The 17,514-nt window shown below is 64.9% G+C and carries 18 protein-coding genes; 6 read left to right on the top strand and 12 right to left on the bottom strand.

The features are described 5' to 3' along the window. Window positions 1-172 precede the first annotated feature (172 nt). From IVB54_RS31005 to IVB54_RS30990, 4 genes are all read right to left on the bottom strand, one after another. Complete coding sequence (locus IVB54_RS31005; RefSeq protein WP_247776601.1) at window positions 173-1,333, bottom strand: glutathionylspermidine synthase family protein; 1,161 nt, start codon at window positions 1,331-1,333, stop codon at window positions 173-175. 3 nt (window positions 1,334-1,336) lie between these two features. After that, window positions 1,337-1,723 carry a hypothetical protein gene (locus IVB54_RS31000; RefSeq protein ID WP_247294702.1) on the bottom strand — a complete coding sequence of 129 codons (387 nt, stop codon included), beginning with the start codon at window positions 1,721-1,723 and terminating at the stop codon, window positions 1,337-1,339. Between the two features lies 1 nt (window position 1,724). After that, the gene (locus IVB54_RS30995) at window positions 1,725-2,129 is read right to left on the bottom strand and encodes a DUF350 domain-containing protein (protein WP_247294700.1); all 405 of its coding nucleotides are present in this window, start codon (window positions 2,127-2,129) and stop codon (window positions 1,725-1,727) included. Between the two features lie 170 nt (window positions 2,130-2,299). After that, complete coding sequence (locus tag IVB54_RS30990; RefSeq protein WP_007600544.1) at window positions 2,300-3,001, bottom strand: response regulator transcription factor; 702 nt, start codon at window positions 2,999-3,001, stop codon at window positions 2,300-2,302. 415 nt (window positions 3,002-3,416) lie between these two features. Between IVB54_RS30990 and fliI the strand changes: the two genes are divergently transcribed. The 6 genes from fliI (at window position 3,417) to IVB54_RS30960 (ending at window position 9,769) form a co-directional block, all read left to right on the top strand. Next, on the top strand, window positions 3,417-4,742 hold the full coding sequence (fliI, locus tag IVB54_RS30985) for a flagellar protein export ATPase FliI (RefSeq protein WP_018455719.1): 1,326 nt from the start codon (window positions 3,417-3,419) through the stop codon (window positions 4,740-4,742). A 121-nt stretch (window positions 4,743-4,863) separates the two neighbouring features. Beyond that, window positions 4,864-5,283: a flagellar export protein FliJ gene (gene fliJ, locus IVB54_RS30980; RefSeq protein ID WP_007606301.1), complete on the top strand. Its 420-nt coding sequence runs from the start codon at window positions 4,864-4,866 to the stop codon at window positions 5,281-5,283. Window positions 5,284-5,461: 178 nt separating this feature from the next. Continuing rightward, a complete protein-coding gene (locus IVB54_RS30975) occupies window positions 5,462-6,007 on the top strand; it encodes a sigma-70 family RNA polymerase sigma factor (protein ID WP_018455718.1) in 546 nt (181 codons plus the stop codon). 51 nt (window positions 6,008-6,058) lie between these two features. After that, complete coding sequence (locus IVB54_RS30970) at window positions 6,059-7,114, top strand: anti-sigma factor (RefSeq protein WP_247294696.1); 1,056 nt, start codon at window positions 6,059-6,061, stop codon at window positions 7,112-7,114. A gap of 333 nt (window positions 7,115-7,447) precedes the next feature. Then, a complete protein-coding gene (locus IVB54_RS30965) occupies window positions 7,448-8,407 on the top strand; it encodes an AraC family transcriptional regulator (protein WP_247294694.1) in 960 nt (319 codons plus the stop codon). 141 nt (window positions 8,408-8,548) lie between these two features. After that, window positions 8,549-9,769: an FAD-dependent oxidoreductase gene (locus IVB54_RS30960; RefSeq protein ID WP_247294692.1), complete on the top strand. Its 1,221-nt coding sequence runs from the start codon at window positions 8,549-8,551 to the stop codon at window positions 9,767-9,769. 299 nt (window positions 9,770-10,068) lie between these two features. Here IVB54_RS30960 and IVB54_RS30955 read toward each other — a convergent pair whose 3' ends face one another. The 8 genes from IVB54_RS30955 to IVB54_RS30920 form a co-directional block, all read right to left on the bottom strand. Next, window positions 10,069-10,269, bottom strand: a complete 201-nt coding sequence (locus IVB54_RS30955) for a hypothetical protein (protein ID WP_247294690.1) — start codon at window positions 10,267-10,269, stop codon at window positions 10,069-10,071. 295 nt (window positions 10,270-10,564) lie between these two features. Further along, window positions 10,565-12,706, bottom strand: coding sequence for a flagellar biosynthesis protein FlhA (gene flhA / locus IVB54_RS30950; RefSeq protein WP_247776600.1), 2,142 nt, complete (start codon window positions 12,704-12,706; stop codon window positions 10,565-10,567). A 346-nt stretch (window positions 12,707-13,052) separates the two neighbouring features. Then, window positions 13,053-13,355 (bottom strand): copper-binding protein, encoded by a 303-nt coding sequence (locus IVB54_RS30945; RefSeq protein WP_085357864.1) that lies wholly within the window; start codon window positions 13,353-13,355, stop codon window positions 13,053-13,055. 16 nt (window positions 13,356-13,371) lie between these two features. Continuing rightward, entirely contained in the window at window positions 13,372-13,827 is a 456-nt protein-coding gene (locus IVB54_RS30940; protein WP_085383679.1) for a cupredoxin family protein, read from the bottom strand. 35 nt (window positions 13,828-13,862) lie between these two features. Next, entirely contained in the window at window positions 13,863-15,200 is a 1,338-nt protein-coding gene (locus tag IVB54_RS30935) for a copper oxidase (RefSeq protein ID WP_247776599.1), read from the bottom strand. Window positions 15,201-15,213: 13 nt separating this feature from the next. Then, the gene (locus tag IVB54_RS30930) at window positions 15,214-16,635 is read right to left on the bottom strand and encodes a TolC family protein (protein WP_247294686.1); all 1,422 of its coding nucleotides are present in this window, start codon (window positions 16,633-16,635) and stop codon (window positions 15,214-15,216) included. A 9-nt stretch (window positions 16,636-16,644) separates the two neighbouring features. Further along, window positions 16,645-16,929: a hypothetical protein gene (locus IVB54_RS30925; RefSeq protein ID WP_018455708.1), complete on the bottom strand. Its 285-nt coding sequence runs from the start codon at window positions 16,927-16,929 to the stop codon at window positions 16,645-16,647. A 79-nt stretch (window positions 16,930-17,008) separates the two neighbouring features. Then, the gene (locus tag IVB54_RS30920) at window positions 17,009-17,431 is read right to left on the bottom strand and encodes a hypothetical protein (RefSeq protein ID WP_018455707.1); all 423 of its coding nucleotides are present in this window, start codon (window positions 17,429-17,431) and stop codon (window positions 17,009-17,011) included. Window positions 17,432-17,514 lie beyond the last annotated feature (83 nt).

Genomic DNA, 17,514 nt, shown 5'->3' with positions numbered 1-17,514 from the left:
ATGCGTTCTTCCCCTCTCCCCTTGCGGAAGAGGGTGGCTCGCCGCGTAGCGGCGAGACGGGTGAGGGGTTCTATCCGCGAGCCCACCGACACTTGAACTCGCGGATAGAACCCCTCATCCGGCGCTTCGCGCCACCTTCTCCCACAACGGGAGAAGGAATGAAGAGCGCACCTCACAAGATCGCATGCGGCAGAAACCGCGAGCCGTTGCCGGTGATCGGGCTTTCGTCCTCGCGGATCGACAGGCCGCAGGGTTCGTGATCCACCAGCCAGCTTCCGATCACGGGATAGAAGCCGGAAAAATTCGGCAGCGGCGCGAGCGCCTGCCGCACGAATCCTTCGGCGCCGTAGGGGCCTGCCTGCTCGTCGAGCGGCATTCCACCAGACACCAGCGTGACATTGGCCCCTTCGCGCGACAGCAGCGGCTTGCGCACATAGGAGCTGCCGAGCTCGGCTGCCTGCGGATCGTCCTCGAAGAACGCCGGTAGCAGATTGGGATGGTTCGGAAACATCTCCCATAGCAGCGGCAGGATGCCCTTGTTGGAGAGCACCGCCTTCCACGGCGGTTCGATCCAGCGTGTCTGTGCGTCCCTGAGCTTTGCGCCGAAGCTGTCGTGGAACATCCATTCCCAGGGATAGAGCTTGAAGGCGAGCGTGATGTCGCGGTCGCCGAGATCGACGAAGCCGCCGGTATCATTGCGCCAGCCGATCGCCTCGATGTCGAGTAGCGTGGTCGTCAGTCCCGCCTGGCGCGCGGTATCTTCGAGATAAGCGAGCGTGCCGGCGTCCTCCTCATTGCCCGTGGTGCCGGTGAGATGGACGTGGCGGCTAGCGGCAATCTGCTTCCAGGCTTCGATCAATCGTTCGTGGATGGAGTTGAACTGGTCGGCCCGCGACGGGATGATGCGCCGTTCGATCGCCTGTTCGAGCCAGGTCCATTGAAAGACCGCGGCTTCGAAAATCGAGGTCGGCGTATCCGCGTTGTATTCGAGCAGCTTTGCCGGTCCCTTGCCGTCGAAATTCAGATCGAGCCGGCCATAGAGGCTGCGGTCGTCTCGTGCCCAGCTCTCGGCGATCAGGCTCCAGAACGCCTCCGGTATCTTCAAGCGCTGCAGATGGCGCTCGTCGCCGATCACGCGGCCGGCGAGCTCCAGGCACATCGCGTCGATCTCGCCGGTCGGCGCCTCGATGCCACGCTCGATCTCGTCGAGCGTGAAGGCGTAATAGGCGCGCTCGTCCCAATAGCGCTCACCGTCGATGGTGTGGAAGGCGAAGCCGCATTGTTCGGCGGTCTGCCGCCAGTCGTCGCGCTCGGGGCAGACGATGCGTTGCATGGGTCAGCCGCCGCCGGAGAAGCCATGGCCAAACGAGCCGAAGCCGCCGCGGCTCACGCCGCCGGAGCCTGAATCGGACGACGTTCCGGACGAGGAATGGCTCGAGGAGTCGCTGCTGAAGAAACTCGATCGCGACGAACTGCCGCCGCCGCTGGAGGAGCTGCGGCTGCTGCTGCACGAGGTGCTCGCTTGCACCGCCGGGTCCGTGCCGGCAGGAGAGGGCTCGCAATTCTGCCGCGGCATCAGCGTGTAGGCGGTGGTGCCGACCGCGATCGTGCCCATCACCAGCAGCGCGACATGGCGGGAGCGCTTCACCGGCTGTTGTGCAGGCGGCGGTCCGGCCGCCGGCCGGCGCTTGCCGAACTCCTTTTTGGAGGGCTTGCCGGCCATGTCAGTAGATCATGCAGGCGGCATTGAGCAGGCCTGCGGCGAGCGAGGACAGCCCGAGCCAGATGGCAGCTGCAAGTTCGCCGGCGGCAATCCGCGCCGACAGGTTCGGCACCGGCACTCTCACCAGGAAGAACACGACGATCTGGACGATCAGCGCGATCATCGCCCAGATCAGGCAGTCCAGCACATTGGCCGAATGCGCGATCGCGCTGACCAGCGGCGCCACGAAGCCGAGCAGGCTGAGGCCGAGTGCGATCGCCGCAGCCGGATCGTTGTCGCGGATCAGCTGGAATTCGTTATGCGTCGTGATGCGGGTGTAGACGAACAGGTACGCCACGATCGCGATCAGCCCGGTGCAGAAATAGACCAGGAAGGCGGGCAGGCCGGTCAGTGATTGCAGGATCATCGTTCCCCCATCGTGCAGCGACCATTCGTCGGCGGGGGAAGGATAGCGGTTCAACGGCGCAAGGACGATGAGGCCCCGTTCGCGTCCCCAAAAAACAAAACCCCGCCATTTGCGGCGGGGTCCAGGCTGGGAGGAGCAAGCCCCGAAGGGCTCGCGGGTAAAACCCAGGATCAGGCGGGGATGCGCTCTTCGACCTCATGCGGCTCGCGCAGCACGTAGCCGCGGCCCCACACGGTCTCGATGAAGTTGCGGCCTTCGGAGGCATTCGCGAGCTTCTTGCGGAGCTTGCAGATGAAGACGTCGATGATCTTCAGCTCGGGCTCGTCCATGCCGCCATAGAGGTGGTTGAGGAACATTTCCTTGGTGAGGGTCGTGCCCTTGCGGAGCGAGAGCAGCTCCAGCATCTGGTATTCCTTGCCGGTCAGATGCACGCGCTGGCCGCCGACTTCCACGGTCTTGGTGTCGAGGTTGACGACGAGGTCGCCGGTCTGGATCACCGACTGGGCATGGCCCTTGGAGCGGCGCACGATCGCGTGGATGCGGGCAACCAGCTCGTCCTTGTGGAAGGGCTTGGTCATGTAGTCGTCGGCGCCGACGCCGAGACCCTTGACCTTGTCCTCGATGCCGGCGAGGCCGGAGAGGATCAGAATGGGTGTCTTGATCTTGGAGACCCGAAGCTGCTTGAGCACGTCGTAGCCGGACATGTCGGGCAGGTTGAGGTCGAGAAGGATAATGTCGTAATCGTATAATTTACCGAGATCGACGCCTTCTTCCCCCAAATCGGTCGTGTAGACGTTGAAGCTCTCAGACTTCAACATCAGCTCGATCGACTGCGCGACGGCGCTGTCATCTTCAATCAGCAAAACGCGCATGCCAGTTCCCCATAGTCGCCGCTCCTGGGCGTCAGGTCGGCCGCATTCGCGGCACACAACAAAACGCCTTTGAACAACTGATTCGGATCCTGACAACAGATGGTTAACAAATTCTGATTCTGGAACGCAAGCCCTGTAGATGCAATTTTCGTCGAATCGCCCTAAGGTCTTGTGTGCGAAGCAGCTTTCGTTATCCGGTTGCGTTCAAGTTCCACTTTAAGAGACGGGCCTAACCGACTCCCGCGACTCAGCCTTCTTCTGAAGGGGAGCCACGCTCAGTCACAAAGACAGTGACGCAATGATTAACGATGCGGGTAAACACGAAGTTAAGCGCCGTTCAGAAATATGGCGAAACTTAAGGTTCTCGCCACGAAACCCCGGATTATGAAGGCGATCACCTCATGAAGGCCCTCTTGTGAAGGCTCTTGCCGAACAGATCGGCGACATTGACGGCATCAATATTTATGGCCGTGTGGTCGGCGTGCGCGGCCTGATGGTCGAGGTCGCCGGTCCGATCCATGCGATGTCGGTCGGCGCGCGGCTCGTGATCGAGACCGGCGGCAACCGTTCCATCCCCTGCGAGGTGATCGGCTTCTCCGGCAACAACGCCGTCGTGATGCCGTTCGCCGGTCTGGACGGCGTACGGCGCGGCTGCAAGGCCGTCATCGCCAATGCCGCAAATCAGGTGCGGCCTTGCGCGGCCTGGCTCGGCCGCGTCGTCAATGCGCTGGGGGAGCCGATCGACGGCAAGGGGCCGCTGCCGCAGGGCCCGGCGCCGATGCCGTACCGCAATTCGCCGCCGCCGGCGCACTCGCGCAAGCGCGTCGGCGCGCCGCTCGATCTCGGCGTGCGCGCGATGAACACCTTTCTGACCTGTTGCCGCGGCCAGCGCATGGGCATCTTCGCAGGCTCCGGCGTCGGCAAGTCGGTGCTGCTGTCGATGCTTGCGCGCAACGTCGATGCCGCCGTCAGCGTCATCGGGCTGATCGGCGAACGCGGCCGTGAGGTGCAGGAATTCTTGCAGGACGACCTTGGCGAGGAGGGCCTGGCCCGTTCCGTGGTCGTGGTCGCGACCTCCGACGAGCCGGCGCTGATGCGCCGCCAGGCCGCCTATCTGACGCTTGCGGTCGCCGAGTATTTTCGCGACGAGGAGCAGGACGTCCTCTGCCTGATGGATTCGGTGACGCGCTTTGCCATGGCCCAGCGCGAGATCGGCCTGTCCGCTGGCGAGCCGCCGACCGCCAAGGGCTACACGCCGACCGTGTTCACCGAGCTGCCGAAGCTTCTGGAGCGCGCCGGTCCGGGCCTCGGGGAGGGCGCCATCACCGCGATCTTCACGGTGCTGGTCGATGGCGATGACCATAACGAGCCGATTGCGGATGCCGTCCGCGGCATCCTCGACGGACACATCGTGATGCAGCGCTCGATCGCCGAGCGCGGCCGCTACCCCGCCATCAACATCCTCAAATCCATCTCCCGCACCATGCCGAAATCGGCCGACCCGCAGTTCTGGCCGACCATCCAGAAGGCGCGGGCGGTGATGGCGACCTATGCCGACATGGAAGAATTGATCCGTCTGGGCGCCTACCGCGCCGGCTCCAGCCCCGAGGTCGACGAGGCGATCCGCCTGCACGAGCCGCTGGAGGCCTTCCTGCGCCAGCGCAAGGATGAAAATGCATCGCTGGCGGACGGCTACCGCCAGTTGGCGCAAATCCTTGGTGATTTGGAAACGGAACGCTAACTTTGTCCCGTCATCATCCCATCCCACAGAGTAGTAGAGCCGGTCTTGGCCCCCGTCGGGCCTGTGGGGAGACCGGTGTTGTCCCACGTGCAGCCAAGGGACTTCTGGGGAGTACGAGTCGATGAAGTCACGTGATACACTCATCCGCCTGAAGAAATTTCAGGTCGACGAGAAGCGCCGCCGGGTCACCCAGATCGAGACCATGATCGCCGACTTCCAGCGGATGTCGACCGATCTTGAACGCGAGATCTCGACCGAGCAGGAGCGCGCCGGGATCAACGATCCCTCGCACTTCGCCTATCCGACCTACGCCAAGGCTGCCATCCAGCGTCGCGAGAACCTGACCCGCTCGGCCGACGAGCTGAAGGGCCAGCTCGACGAAGCCAAGGCTGCGCTGGCCGAAGCCTTCGAGGAGCTGAAGAAGGTCGAGCTCCTTGACGAGCGCGATCAGGCCCGCGAACGCGCCGAGGAAAACGCCCGCGAGCAGGCCGATCTCGACAGCATCGGCCTGATGCGTGCCCGCATGGGCGCCGTCGCCTGAGACGCTAGCCGCCAGACCTGCGAGAATTTGCAGAACCCGGACCCCAAGGTCCGGGTTTTCGCATGCCCTGTCCACAGTGTGGCGCCGCGCCCCCTTGGTGGTCGGCTTTGTCGCGCGCTATGGTGGCGGAATGCCAGCGCCTGCGCGGAATGCGACGGGCCGCGCATTGGGGGGCTGAATGCTGACGCCAGCAGAGCTGGTCGGGCTGATTGGGGCGATGGCGCAGGGCGATCAGGCCGCGTTCGAGCGCCTCTACGTCGCCACGCGCGCGAAACTCTATGGCGTCGTGCTCCGTATCTTGCGCCGACAGGATCTCGCAGAGGAGGTCATTCAGGAGACCTACGTCAAGATCTGGAACAGCGCCGGCCAGTTCAATCCCGCTCTCGCGTCGCCGATCACATGGATGGCGTCGATCGCGCGCAACCGCGCCATCGACATCGTGCGCAAGAAGACGGAAGTCTCCATCGAGGAAGAGCCCCAGGCGATGGAAGTCGCAAGCGACAGCCCCGATCCGCTGGCGCGGAGGGAGATGACCGAGGAATTGAAGCGGCTGCTGGAATGTATCGGCCGGCTCGAGCCGGACCGTCAGAGGCTCGTGCTTCTCGCCTATTACAACGGCTGGAGCCGCGAGCAATTGGCGGAGAAATTCGCGGCGCCCGTCAACACGGTGAAGACGTGGCTTCGGCGCAGCATGATGGATATTCGCGAATGTCTCGGGCTATGAGATTCGGGCTACGGGAGCTCATACGGTGAGGGTGGGTCTGGACCGCAAGTGATGGCCTATACGGAGGACCATATCGCGCTCGCCGCGGAATATGCGCTCGGCACGCTCGACGCCGGCGAGCGCGCGCAGGTCGAGACAATGATGGCGGTGGACAAGGCGTTCGCCGATGTCGTGCAGGCGTGGGCATTCCGGCTCGGCGTCCTCAACCAGATGGTCGGCTCGATCGAGCCGCGTCCGATCGTGTGGGAGAACATCAGGTCCGAGCTCGCGCGGACGGGCTTTGCGCAGGATCCGCCAGCACTGCCGGACGCAGCGCCGCCGCCACCTGTGCCGGAATATTCCTCGCCCGAGACCGTGCCTCCGCAGGTGCCGTCGGAGAATATGCAGCCGGCGCCGCAGCCTCCTGAAGCGGAGCAGCCTGCCGCGGCGCGACTTGAGACCGATGCGATTCCCGACGTCGTGCCGATATTCATGCCGCAGGTCCACGCGCCGGACCCGGAGGTCGCGCGTGCGCCACCGCCGCCGGTTGCCGACAACAGCAACGTGATCCGGCTCGAGGGCCGCGTGAAGCGCTGGCGCACCATCGCATCCGCCGTCGGCGCGCTCGCGGCCGCGCTGCTCGTGACGCTGTCGCTTCAGATCTTCCTGCCCGACGCGCTGCCGGGCGGCTTGCGACCGGCACCGCGCATCCAGACCGTCGAGGTGAAGACACCGGCGCCGCTCCCGGCGTCGTCGCAATATGTCGCCCTGTTGCAGGGCCAGGGCGGAGGTCCCGCCTTCATCCTCACCATCGACGGCGCGACCAAGAACTTTACGGTGCGTAAAGTGGGCGCGACACCGGAGCCCGGCAAGAGTTTCGAGCTCTGGCTGATCTCCGACAAGCTGCCGCGTCCGCGTTCGCTCGGCGTGATCGGCGCCGGCGATTTCACCGCACGACCGGTGCTCGGCTCGTACGATGCCGACGTCGTCAACGGCGCGACCTACGCCGTCACGCTCGAGCAGGCGGGCGGTTCGCCCAACGGCCAGCCGACCTCGGCGCCGGTGTTTTCCGGCAAGCTGATCGAAACCGTGCCGCCGTCACAGCCGCAGGCGCCCGCGAAGAAGTAGGTTTCCATTGTCGTCCTGGCGAAAGCCAGGACCCATTGCCCCAAGAGCTTGTTGCAACGGGTGAGCAACCACTCAATCTCGGGGTAATGGGTCCTGGATCGGCGCTCGCTCTGTTCGCTTGTCCAGGACGACACCGGGGGCATTGGACGCTTCAACATCGTGGTGGCAATGCCTGATCGGTTCTGTCGCCACGGTCCGTCCCGCCGTCGTCTTCCGACAAATTCCGCCGAATCCGCCCTCGATTTGAACCTCTCCGCGCTTCGCGGCGTCAAATGCCCGGAATTTGCAGTCGGCGCCCCCCAATCATGGTGCCGGAGAGGGGCGAGAAATCAGATGGATGCAGCGAAAACATCGGGCATCTTCATTCACCAATATGCGGGGCTGCCACACGGCCCGGCCTTCGAGCATTGGCGCGAGCGGACTTTCGGGGCCTGCGGCCTCGATATCGGGCCGAGCCGAGGCGATAGCATCGATTGCCGGCTCCAGGTCAGCGTGGTCGACAATATCGCGCTCGCCATTCCCGAAGGCGCCTCCGCGCAATATTCACGCACCCAGAGCCATCTTGCCGACGGCAGCGACGATCTCGTCCTGATCGCCGCGCATGCGGGCCTCGTCCGCGTCGGGCAGAACGGCCATGCCGTGGAGCTTGCGCCCGCGCAAATGGTGCTCGTCGACATGGGCATCACCGGCACCGTCGGCCACACCGAGGAAGATCGCTTCACCACCATCCGCATGCCGCGCCGCGCGCTGCTCGAGATCCATCCGCGCGCCGAGGACAAGCTGTCGCAAGTGCTCTCGGACGGCGCGCTCGCCGAGACGATCTTGCGCTACCACTCCCTTGCCGCCCATCATGCGCCGCATCTCGATGCCGTCGGCCAGCGCCTCACCGCGCAGCACATGGTCGATCTCGTCGGCCTGCTGCTCGGCACCGACGCCGAACATGCAAGTCTCGCGCGCGGGCGAGGTCATGCGGCGGCCCGTCTCGATCTCATGCGCGCCGACGTGATGGCTGCGCTTGGCCGCAACGATCTCTGCCTGTCCGAGATTGCTACGCGCTCCGGCCTGAGCCCGCGTCAGGCACAGCGCCTGTTCGAGCAGGCCGGAACGACCTTCACCGAATTCGTGTTGGAGCAGCGCCTGCTGCAGGCGCGCAAGCTGCTCAGCGATCCCCGCGCCAGGACCCGCAAGATCAGCGACATCGCGCATTCGTCTGGCTTCTCCGATCTGTCCTATTTCAACCGCGCCTTCCGCAAGCGCTTTGCCGCGACGCCGTCGGAACTGCGCGAGGCCTGAGCCGACCGAGAATTTGTGCGGCGCGCCGGTACCACCGCAGTTGGTCCATCCGGCAGGATGAGCTATATTTGTCTGCGCGGTCAGACAGCTTGATCGTTCGTCGCTTCGTCGTCGCTCTCTTGGGAAATGCAGTCAACGGACATGGCGCGTATCGTCGTGCTCGGCGCCGGGTTTGCAGGTCTGTGGGCGGCCATCGGTGCCGCACGCAAGCGCGAGGAGATCGGCGCGGCCGGCCGTGACATCGAGATCCGTGTCATCGATCGCAATCCCTACCACAACATCCGCGTCCGCAATTACGAGGCCGATCTCAGCGAGGTCGCGCTTCCGCTGCCGCAGCTGCTCGATCCGATCGGCGTCAGTCACGGGATCGGCGAGGTCGAAGCCATCGATCCGGCACGGCGCGAGATTTCGCTGGTCACGGGAGGCGGCGACGAGACGCTGGCTTATGACCGGCTGGTGCTGGCGCTCGGCAGCGAAGTGATGCGTCCCGACATTCCCGGGATTGCCGAGCATGCTTTCGATGTCGACACTTATTCAGCGGCGCGCCACCTCGAGGATCATCTCACCTCGCTCGGACGCAGCGTGCCCGCGCCGGGGCGCTCGACGATCGTCGTGGTCGGCGCCGGCTTCACCGGCATCGAGGTCGCGGCCGAGATGCCCGACAGGCTGGCGCGCGCCGGCATTACCGGCAGCCGCCGCATCATCCTGGTCGATCCCAATCCGGTGGTGGGCGCCACGATCGGCGCGCATGCGCGTCCCGTCATCGCGACGGCGTTGGCCTCGCTTGACGTCGAGACGCGGCTCGGCGTGCGCGTCGTCTCCGTCGAGGCCGCCGGACTGCGTCTGAGCTCGGGCGAATTCATTCCGACGCGGACGGTGATCTGGTGTGCCGGGATGCGCGCGAGCCCCTTGGCCGCAAGCTTTCCGGACGCACGCGATCGCCTCGGGCGTCTTCTGGTCGATCCCATGATGCGGGTTGCGGATGCCGGCGGCGTGTTCGCGGCCGGCGACGTCGCCTCGAGCGTGGTCGACGGCTTGCATCCGACCGTGATGTCCTGCCAGTTCGCGCGTCCGATGGGCCGCTTCGCCGGCCACAATGTGGTCGCCGATCTCGCGGGCCTGCCGATGCTGCCGCTGCGGATAGACTGGTACGTGACCGTGCTCGATCTCGGCGGCTGGGGCGCACTCTATACGGAAGGGTGGGACCGCGAAGTCCGCGCCACCGGCGCGGCCGCGAAGGCAACCAAGCAGACGATCAACCGCAAGCGCATCTATCCGCCGTTGTCGGGCAGCAAGGACGAGCTATTCGCTGCGGCAGTCCCAACCGTGCAGGCGCCGCCGCCGACGTATGGGGCGCGGTAGTATCCGTGCCTGTTGCGGGATGACGGCGGTACGTTTTCCATCGTCATTGCGAGCGTAACGAAGCAATCCAGAATGTCTCTGCGGAGGGATTCTGGATTGCTTCGTCGCAAGAGCTCCTCGCAATGACGCAGCTGCACGCGCGTGCGCTCACGGTGACGACATACCCCAGACATGAGAAAGCGCCCGTGGGGGGCGGGCGCTTTCTGTAGTCGACTTGGGGTTGGGGTCGTCTACATATCCACGTGGCGACTTTGGGGGGCTGATAAAGAGCCGCGTGAATTCCTGAAACTCAAATCTCCTTAGCGAACGAGGGAAACGTTCGAGCTGGTGATAGCGATCGGCTTGCCCGCCTTCATGACGCGAGCGGTCTGGGTCAGGCCGTCATCTGAACTCGTACGCGCGGTGATCCCGAGACCCGCCACCGTGATGCCGGCAACGAGCGCGACAACCACGATCTTGAGGTGGGTCGAGCGATCTGCGCTGTAAATCGAGTGGTTCATGGAAGGCTCCTGCCGCCATCTACCCGAAGTAGTCGCCTGCGTGCTTGGGCAGGTTCATGCTTCCGGTGCCCAACAACCTAGTATTGGGGGGATTCGTTCCCAAGAGGCGATCACAAGGGCGTGACAGGACGTGAGAAGCCGCGATCAGAAAACGACCCTTGATCGTGCAATTTAGCAATTATTTCAAAGCTGTAATGTGTCTGCCAAGCGCCTTGCCCGCCGTCGATCGGCAAGGCGCCAAAACCTGAAAAACCATTTGCCTGTGGCCAAAAAACACACGGCTTCTTAAGGCAAATCAGATGCTTCCGACCGTTTTCAACCTCGCCCTGGGGTGGATTTCAGCCTGCGACAGCACGGTCGTCTGGGCCCGGAACCGCTCGACCAGGGAACGCACGAAGGGACGAATTGCCGCAGAGGTGACCAGCACCGGGGCCTCGCCTTCACGCGCCGCGCGCTCGAAGGCGTCGCGCACGCCGGTCATGAACTCCGACAGCTTCGAGGGCTGCATCGCGAGGCTGCGCTCCTCGCCCTGGCCGATAATGGATTCGGCGAAGGCTTGTTCCCAACGGGCCGACAGCGCGATCAGCGGCAGGTAGCCGCTGTAAGAGGTGTTCTGCGCACAGATCTGCCGCGCCAGGCGGGCGCGGACGTGCTCGACCATGGTGGCCGGATTGCGCGAGAAGGCGAGCGAGTCGGCGATGCCTTCGAGGATGGTCGAGAGGTCGCGGATCGAGATGCGCTCGGCGAGCAGCAGCTGCAGCACGCGCTGGATGCCGGAGACGGTGACCTGTCCGGGCACGATGTCCTTGACCAGCTCGCCCTGCTCCTTCGGCAGCTCCTTGAGCAGCTTCTGCACCTCGCCATAGGAGAGCAGGTCCGACATGTTGGCCTTGAGCAGCTCGGTGAGGTGGGTCGAGAGCACGGTCGCGGCGTCGACGACGGTATAGCCCTTGAGCGAGGCCTCCTCCTTGAGGCTGGCATCGACCCAGGTCGCGGGCAGGCCGAAGGTCGGCTCGGTGGTGTGGATGCCGGGCACCTGCACCTGGCTGCCGCCGGGGTCCATGACCATGAACTGGTTCGGCCAGATCTTGCCGGTGCCGGCGTCGACCTCCTTGATCTTGATGATGTAGGTGTTGGCTTCGAGCTGGACGTTGTCGAGGATGCGCACGGCGGGCATCACAAAACCCATCTCGATCGCGAGCGAGCGGCGCAGCGCCTTGATCTGCTCGGTGAGGCGATCGGTGCCGTCGGGGCCGTTGACCAGCGGCAGCAGGGCATAGCCGAGCTCGATCTTGAGATCGTCGATCTTCAACGCCGCGGAGATCGGCTCCTCCGCCGCAGCGGAGCCGGCTGCGCCCGGCGTTCCCGGCGCAGGTGCGGTCTTCGCGACTTCCTCAGCCCTGGCAGTCGCCCGGTTGCGGTTGCGGGCGTGCCAGGCGAGCGCACCGGCGCCGGAGCCGAGCGCCAGGAAGGGAAGGGTCGGGATGCCCGGCAGGGCCGCCAGCACCAGCATGACCGCCGCGGACATCGCGAGCGCCTGCGGATATCCGGAGAACTGCTTCATCAACGCCTTGTCGGCGGCGCCGGACACGCCGGCCTTGGAGACGAGCAGGCCGGCCGCGGTCGAAACGATCAGCGCCGGCACCTGGGTGACGAGGCCGTCACCGACGGTCAGCAGCGTGTAGCTGCGGCCGGCATCGGCAAAGGACAGACCCTGCTGCGCCACGCCGATGATCATGCCGCCGACGACGTTGATGAAGACGATCAGGAGGCCGGCGATGGCATCGCCGCGGACGAATTTGGAGGCACCGTCCATGGCGCCGAAGAAGCCGCTCTCGTCCTCCAAATCCTTGCGCCGCTGCTTGGCGACCGTCTCGTCGATCAGGCCGGCGGAGAGGTCGGCGTCGACCGCCATCTGCTTGCCGGGCATGGCGTCGAGGTGGAAGCGTGCCGCGACTTCGGCGATACGGCCCGAACCCTTGGTGATGACGACGAAGTTGACGATGATCAGGATGGCGAAGACGATGATGCCGATGACGAAATTGCCGCCCATCACGAAGCTGCCGAAGGCTTCGATGACGTGACCGGCGGCATCCGTGCCCTCGTGCCCGTGCGACAGGATCAGGCGGGTCGAGGCCATGTTGAGCGACAGCCGCAGCATGGTCGAGATCAGCAGAACGGTCGGAAAAGCGGAGAATTCCAGCGGCGCCTGGATGAACAGCGACGTCATCAGGATCAGGATCGAGAGTGTGATCGAAATCGCCAGGAACAGGTCCAGCACTATCGCAGGCAGCGGAAGGATCAGCACCACCAGGATGGTGAGAACGCCGAGCGCGAGCGCGATATCGCCGCGCTTGAGGATGTTGCCGACTTCGGCAAGGGTCGGGAAACCGGCGTTCGTGCTGCCTACGCCCTGTCCTGCGGTGACGTCGACCATGGTAGCTGCCCCTCCGCGCGACTGCCGTCCGCGCGCCCCAAATGTCTGCGCGGCGGCCGAGGGGCCGCCGTTCCGAAAGTGAGGCACCGCACTGGCGTCCACGGGAGCTCCCGTTCTACGCGGCTGACGACACTCGACTCCACTGGGCAATTCTTGCCGGGTGTATGGTTAGCAAAGGGTTAATAAAGGGTGCGGCATGGGGGCTGACCGGGGTATTTCGGCCATCTGGCAGGCAAGCAGTCGTCATGCCCGGCTTGTCCCGCCGAAGGCGTGGATGGCCGGGACGAGCCCGGCCATGATTTGTGGAAGCGTCTGGGGCCGATATCGGCGGACGGAGGAAGTGGCCCTACTTCGCCTTCTCCATCCGGGTCACCGTATAGCCCGAAGTCGCCTCTTCGGCTTCGAAAGTCACCTTGTCGCCGACCTTCACCTGCTTGAGCACGGCCGGGTCCTTGACGCGGTAGATCATGGTCATGGGTTCATCCATGCCGAGGTTCTTCGCGGGCCCGTGCTTGAGCGTGATCTTGCCGGCGCCCTCGTCGATCTTCTTGACCTCGCCGCTGATCGCGGCGCCCTGGGCTGCCAGGGCACCTGTGGCAAGGCCGACGGCCAGCGCCAGCGCGGCGGCGATACGGATGATGCGGTTCATGGGAGCCTCCCTTGCGTTACTTCACGGTGACGTGGCCGACCATGCCGTAGTCGCGGTGGTCGGGAATCAGGCAGGAAAATTCGAACGTGCCGGCCTTGCTGAACTTCCAGAGGATCTCGGCTGTCTTGCTCGGCGCGAGCCTGACCCCGTTGGGATCGTCATGCTCCATGTGCGGGTGCTTCTTCATCTCCACCGCATGCGCGAGATTCTCCTTTGTGGTGGCGAGCAGGAATTCATGGTCCTCCTTACCGACATTGCGCAGCACGAAGCGAATCTGCTCGCCGCGTTTGACCTCGATCCTGGCGGGGGCATAGTCCATCTCGTTCAGCAGGATCTCGATGGTGCGCGCGGGCTTTTTGGGATCGCCGGGCTCGCCGGCCGAAAAGGTGCCGTGCCCGTGCTGGTCGTGGGCCAAGGCCGGCGCGGTGGAAAGCGCGGCCAGCGCGAGACCGAGCTTGATCGTCGTCTTCATTGGTAGCTCCAGTTGGTGGTGGTTCATCGAAACGCTCACATCTTCATGTTCTTCATCGGCGGTCCGCCTGGTTGTTGCCGCACGGGCTCCGGGGCCGGCGGCGTGACCTCGTAGGCGACGGTGCCCTGCGGGAATTGGTAGGGGCCGGGATCGCGATAATCGTCCCGCGCGAGGCCTTCGCGGATCTTCATCACCGTGAACATGCCGCCCATCTCGATCGGGCCGAACTGACCGGTGCCGGTCATCATCGGCAGCGTGTTGTCGGGCGCGGGCATCTCCATGTTGCCCATCGCCATGCCGGTCGAGCCCATCGCCATGCCGTCAGGCGCGAGCTTGCCGACCGCCTTGACGAGATCCTTGCGCGACACCCCGATCATATTGCGCATGTCGTGTCCCATCGTGTTCATGGTGTGATGCGACTTGTGGCAGTGGAACGCCCAGTCGCCGGGGTTGTCGGCGAGCACGTCGAACACCCTGACAGCGCCGACCGGTACGTCCGTCGTCGTCTCCGGATATTGCGCGCTCTCCGGAATCCAGCCGCCGTCGGTGCAGGTCACCGCAAAGCTGTGGCCGTGCAAATGGATCGGATGGTTGGTCATGCTGAGATTGCCGATGCGCACGCGCACCTTGTCGCCGAGCCTGACCGGCAGCGGATCGATGCCGGGAAACACCCGCGCATTCCAGGTCCACATGTTGAAGTCGGTCATCTCGTTGACCTTCGGCAGATAAGTGCCGGGATCGACGCGATAGGTGCTCATGACGAAGACGAAGTCGCGGTCCACGGCCCGAAAGCTCGGGTCGCGCGGATGCACGACGACCATGCCCATCATGCCCATCGCCATCTGCACCATCTCGTCCGAATGCGGATGGTACATGAAGGTCCCGCTCTTCCTCATCTCGAACTCGTAGACGAAGGTTTTTCCCGGCTGGATGTGCGGCTGGGTAAGTCCGCCGACACCGTCCATGCCGCTGGGAATGATCATGCCGTGCCAGTGCACGGTGGTGTATTCGGGCAGCCTGTTGGTCACGAAGATGCGGACCTTGTCGCCCTCGACGGCCTCGATCGTCGGGCCCGGTGACTGGCCGTTATAGCCCCACAAATTCACCTTCATGCCCTCGGCGAATTCGCGCACCACGGGCTCGGCAACGAGATGGAATTCCTTCCAGTCGCCGTTCATCCGGAACGGCAGCGACCAGCCGTTCAGCGTGACGACGGGTCGATAGTCCGGCCCGCTGACGGGGTGCAGCGGCGGCTGCATCACGACCTTGTCCATGTGCGGGGCTTCCGGAATCGAGGCGGCCTGGGCGCGGCCGCTGACGACGGATGCGCCGGCGAGCGCGGCGCTACCCAAAAATCCTCGGCGGGAAAACATGTTGGCCTCCATGTCAGTGACCGCCATCGGCAGGCGCTGCCGCGGCGAGAGTGGTTGAATTGTCGCCGTCAGCAGGCGCGCCGCCGCCATTGACGGCGGTCTGCAAGTCGGATTGGGCAAGGAAAAATCTTTGCCTGGCATCGATTGCACCGCGCAGCGACGCGAGCCGCTGCCGCGCCTCGGTGAGCAGCGCGAAGATATCGACCTGCATGCTGGAGAAGCGGAGCTGCATCTCCTCGGTGATGATTTTTCGCAAGGGGATGATCTCGCGCTGATAATGGCTGGCGATGTCGTAGCCGGAGCGATAGACCCGATAAGCATCGCGTGCCTCGGAGCGTACATTCACGGCGCGCTCGGTCAGCCGGTTGAAGGCGAAATTGTAGGTCTCCGCCGCCTGCCGCACCCGCACCTCGCCGCCGTCGAAGATCGGGATCTGGAACTGCACGTCGAAGCCGCGCTCGCGGAACGGCGCGCCTTCCGGATCCCGGGTGCGGCGGGAGATGCCGGCGAGATCGAGCAGGGTCACGAAGCGCGTCGCCTCCGTGAGGTTCAGCGACTTTGCGAGCGCGCTCAGCTCGAGCCGCGCGATCTGCAGGTCGATGCGATGGGCGACCGCGTCGGCTTCGATCGACGGCAAAGCCTGCGGCCGGCGTGGCAGCGGCGGCAGTTGATTGGGCAGCCGGAAGTCGAGGCCGCCGTCCCACAGCCCCATCAGGCGCGCCAGCTTTTCGCGCGCGCTCGTCGCCGTCTGTCGCGCGGTGGCGAGGTCGGCGGTGGTTTCGGCGTAAAACACCTGTTCTCGGGCCTGATCGAGCTTGTTGATCGAGCCAGTTTCGCCGAGCTTGACCGCGAGCTGCGCGGTTGATTCCGCCGTCGCCTTCGCATCCGTCAGCAACGCCACCATCTCGTTGCCGCCAACGGCGCGCCAATAAGCGCGGCGGACATCGGCGGCAAGCCGCAACGTCGCCAGGCTTGCGCGCAATTGCGCCTGGCGGAAACGGTCGCGGGCGATTTCCGAGCGGAACGGCAGGGTGGCGAGCGCGAGGATGTCGCCGACAATTTGACGCTCGATTTCGCTGGCGCCGTTGCCCGAGATCCGGGAGACCGAGAACACGGGATTGGGCGGCAGGCTCTGCTCGACGAGATCGGTCTCGGCCAGCGCCAGCTCGTTATAAGCGGCCTGAAGCCCCTTGTTGTTGAGCAGTGCGATCTGCACGGCGGTCTCGATGCTGAGTGTTCGCGACAGCAGCTGGCGACCGCGCGCGTCGACCGCGCCGGCTCCTTCGGTTGTTCGCACAAAGGCGACATCCTTGTTGATGGTCTGGCTCGTCAGTTCCGAGACGGCCTTCATGCCGCTGTCGGGCGAGAAGGCGGCGCAGCCTGCAAGTCCAAACGAGGTGAGACCGAGCAGGCTTAGCGCGAGACGATGTGTCATGGCGCGCTCCTACCGGTCTTGCTTGAGCTGCGGCGCGACGCTCTCGTTGCGCTCGCGCCATGGTGCCGGCGTCGCGGGCCGCAGGCTGGTGTAGGGCGCAATCGTCGAACGATAGCCGGCGCGCGCGATCTTGGCCGCGGGATCGGCAGGATCAGCGCCAGCGACTTGTATCGTTGCCGGCATGCAGCCGGACAACGCCAAGGCCGTCGCGGCCAGCAGCGGCCAATTGAATCGAAAGTGTCGTCCCCGCGCCGCGGATGCAGCGGCGGACTTCGCCCCGGAAAGCGTAAGCATGAGTCATCCCTGATCTGTCTGGAGACCACAGGTGCGCGCGCGCGGATGCGCGCTCGGCCTGACGTCGTCGCGCGTCAGATCAGGCGATCGGAGGGCGGTAGTGCAGGGGCGGCGCCGCGCTGTGCAGGCTGGCCACGATCTCGGGCGAGCAGGCGGAAACCGGCTGAAGCGACTTTGCGACGCTGGGCAGGTCGGCCGGCAGCGCGCTCACGCACATCATCGCGCAGCACGGTCCCGCCGTACCCTTGCCGCCGTGATGATGAGGGGTGGGGGGCGCGTCCTGCGCGGCGCCCTGATGATGCGCATGCGGCCTGGCGTGGTCATGCGAGGCGCCGTCATGCGTGTGGCCGGCCTGCATCTGGTGATGCACCGGCACGCGGTCGGCGAGAAGCGCGTCGTCGAGGCACGGTGCTGGAGCGCTACCCCAGGCGAGGCTTGCGGCCGGCGCGATCACGCAGAACAGATAGGCGAAGGCAATGAAGCGCCCCACCTTGATCCGCATCGATCGTGTCAATCGCAGCAACATTCCGCCGACATGCTCTCCGCGCCGCCGTGTTGCATGCGCTGATTTGCAAAATAATGACA

The organism is Bradyrhizobium sp. CW1 (assembly GCF_023100665.1).
Lineage (GTDB): Bacteria > Pseudomonadota > Alphaproteobacteria > Rhizobiales > Xanthobacteraceae > Bradyrhizobium > Bradyrhizobium canariense_D.
The sequence above is the reverse complement of the archived record's forward strand: the minus strand, read 5'-3'. Positions and strand labels throughout refer to the sequence as shown.

What these genes read in the sequence shown, in the direction of transcription:
- IVB54_RS31005 (WP_247776601.1), bottom strand. Translation starts at nt 1,333, where the DNA reads ATGCAACGCATCGTCTGCCCCGAGCGCGACGACTGGCGGCAGACCGCC.
- IVB54_RS31000 (WP_247294702.1), bottom strand. Translation starts at nt 1,723, where the DNA reads ATGGCCGGCAAGCCCTCCAAAAAGGAGTTCGGCAAGCGCCGGCCGGCG.
- IVB54_RS30995 (WP_247294700.1), bottom strand. Translation starts at nt 2,129, where the DNA reads ATGATCCTGCAATCACTGACCGGCCTGCCCGCCTTCCTGGTCTATTTC.
- IVB54_RS30990 (WP_007600544.1), bottom strand. Translation starts at nt 3,001, where the DNA reads ATGCGCGTTTTGCTGATTGAAGATGACAGCGCCGTCGCGCAGTCGATC.
- fliJ (WP_007606301.1), top strand. Translation starts at nt 4,864, where the DNA reads ATGAAGTCACGTGATACACTCATCCGCCTGAAGAAATTTCAGGTCGAC.
- IVB54_RS30975 (WP_018455718.1), top strand. Translation starts at nt 5,462, where the DNA reads ATGCTGACGCCAGCAGAGCTGGTCGGGCTGATTGGGGCGATGGCGCAG.
- IVB54_RS30970 (WP_247294696.1), top strand. Translation starts at nt 6,059, where the DNA reads ATGGCCTATACGGAGGACCATATCGCGCTCGCCGCGGAATATGCGCTC.
- IVB54_RS30965 (WP_247294694.1), top strand. Translation starts at nt 7,448, where the DNA reads ATGGATGCAGCGAAAACATCGGGCATCTTCATTCACCAATATGCGGGG.
- IVB54_RS30960 (WP_247294692.1), top strand. Translation starts at nt 8,549, where the DNA reads ATGGCGCGTATCGTCGTGCTCGGCGCCGGGTTTGCAGGTCTGTGGGCG.
- IVB54_RS30955 (WP_247294690.1), bottom strand. Translation starts at nt 10,269, where the DNA reads ATGAACCACTCGATTTACAGCGCAGATCGCTCGACCCACCTCAAGATC.
- flhA (WP_247776600.1), bottom strand. Translation starts at nt 12,706, where the DNA reads ATGGTCGACGTCACCGCAGGACAGGGCGTAGGCAGCACGAACGCCGGT.
- IVB54_RS30945 (WP_085357864.1), bottom strand. Translation starts at nt 13,355, where the DNA reads ATGAACCGCATCATCCGTATCGCCGCCGCGCTGGCGCTGGCCGTCGGC.
- IVB54_RS30940 (WP_085383679.1), bottom strand. Translation starts at nt 13,827, where the DNA reads ATGAAGACGACGATCAAGCTCGGTCTCGCGCTGGCCGCGCTTTCCACC.
- IVB54_RS30935 (WP_247776599.1), bottom strand. Translation starts at nt 15,200, where the DNA reads ATGTTTTCCCGCCGAGGATTTTTGGGTAGCGCCGCGCTCGCCGGCGCA.
- IVB54_RS30930 (WP_247294686.1), bottom strand. Translation starts at nt 16,635, where the DNA reads ATGACACATCGTCTCGCGCTAAGCCTGCTCGGTCTCACCTCGTTTGGA.
- IVB54_RS30925 (WP_018455708.1), bottom strand. Translation starts at nt 16,929, where the DNA reads ATGCTTACGCTTTCCGGGGCGAAGTCCGCCGCTGCATCCGCGGCGCGG.
- IVB54_RS30920 (WP_018455707.1), bottom strand. Translation starts at nt 17,431, where the DNA reads ATGCGGATCAAGGTGGGGCGCTTCATTGCCTTCGCCTATCTGTTCTGC.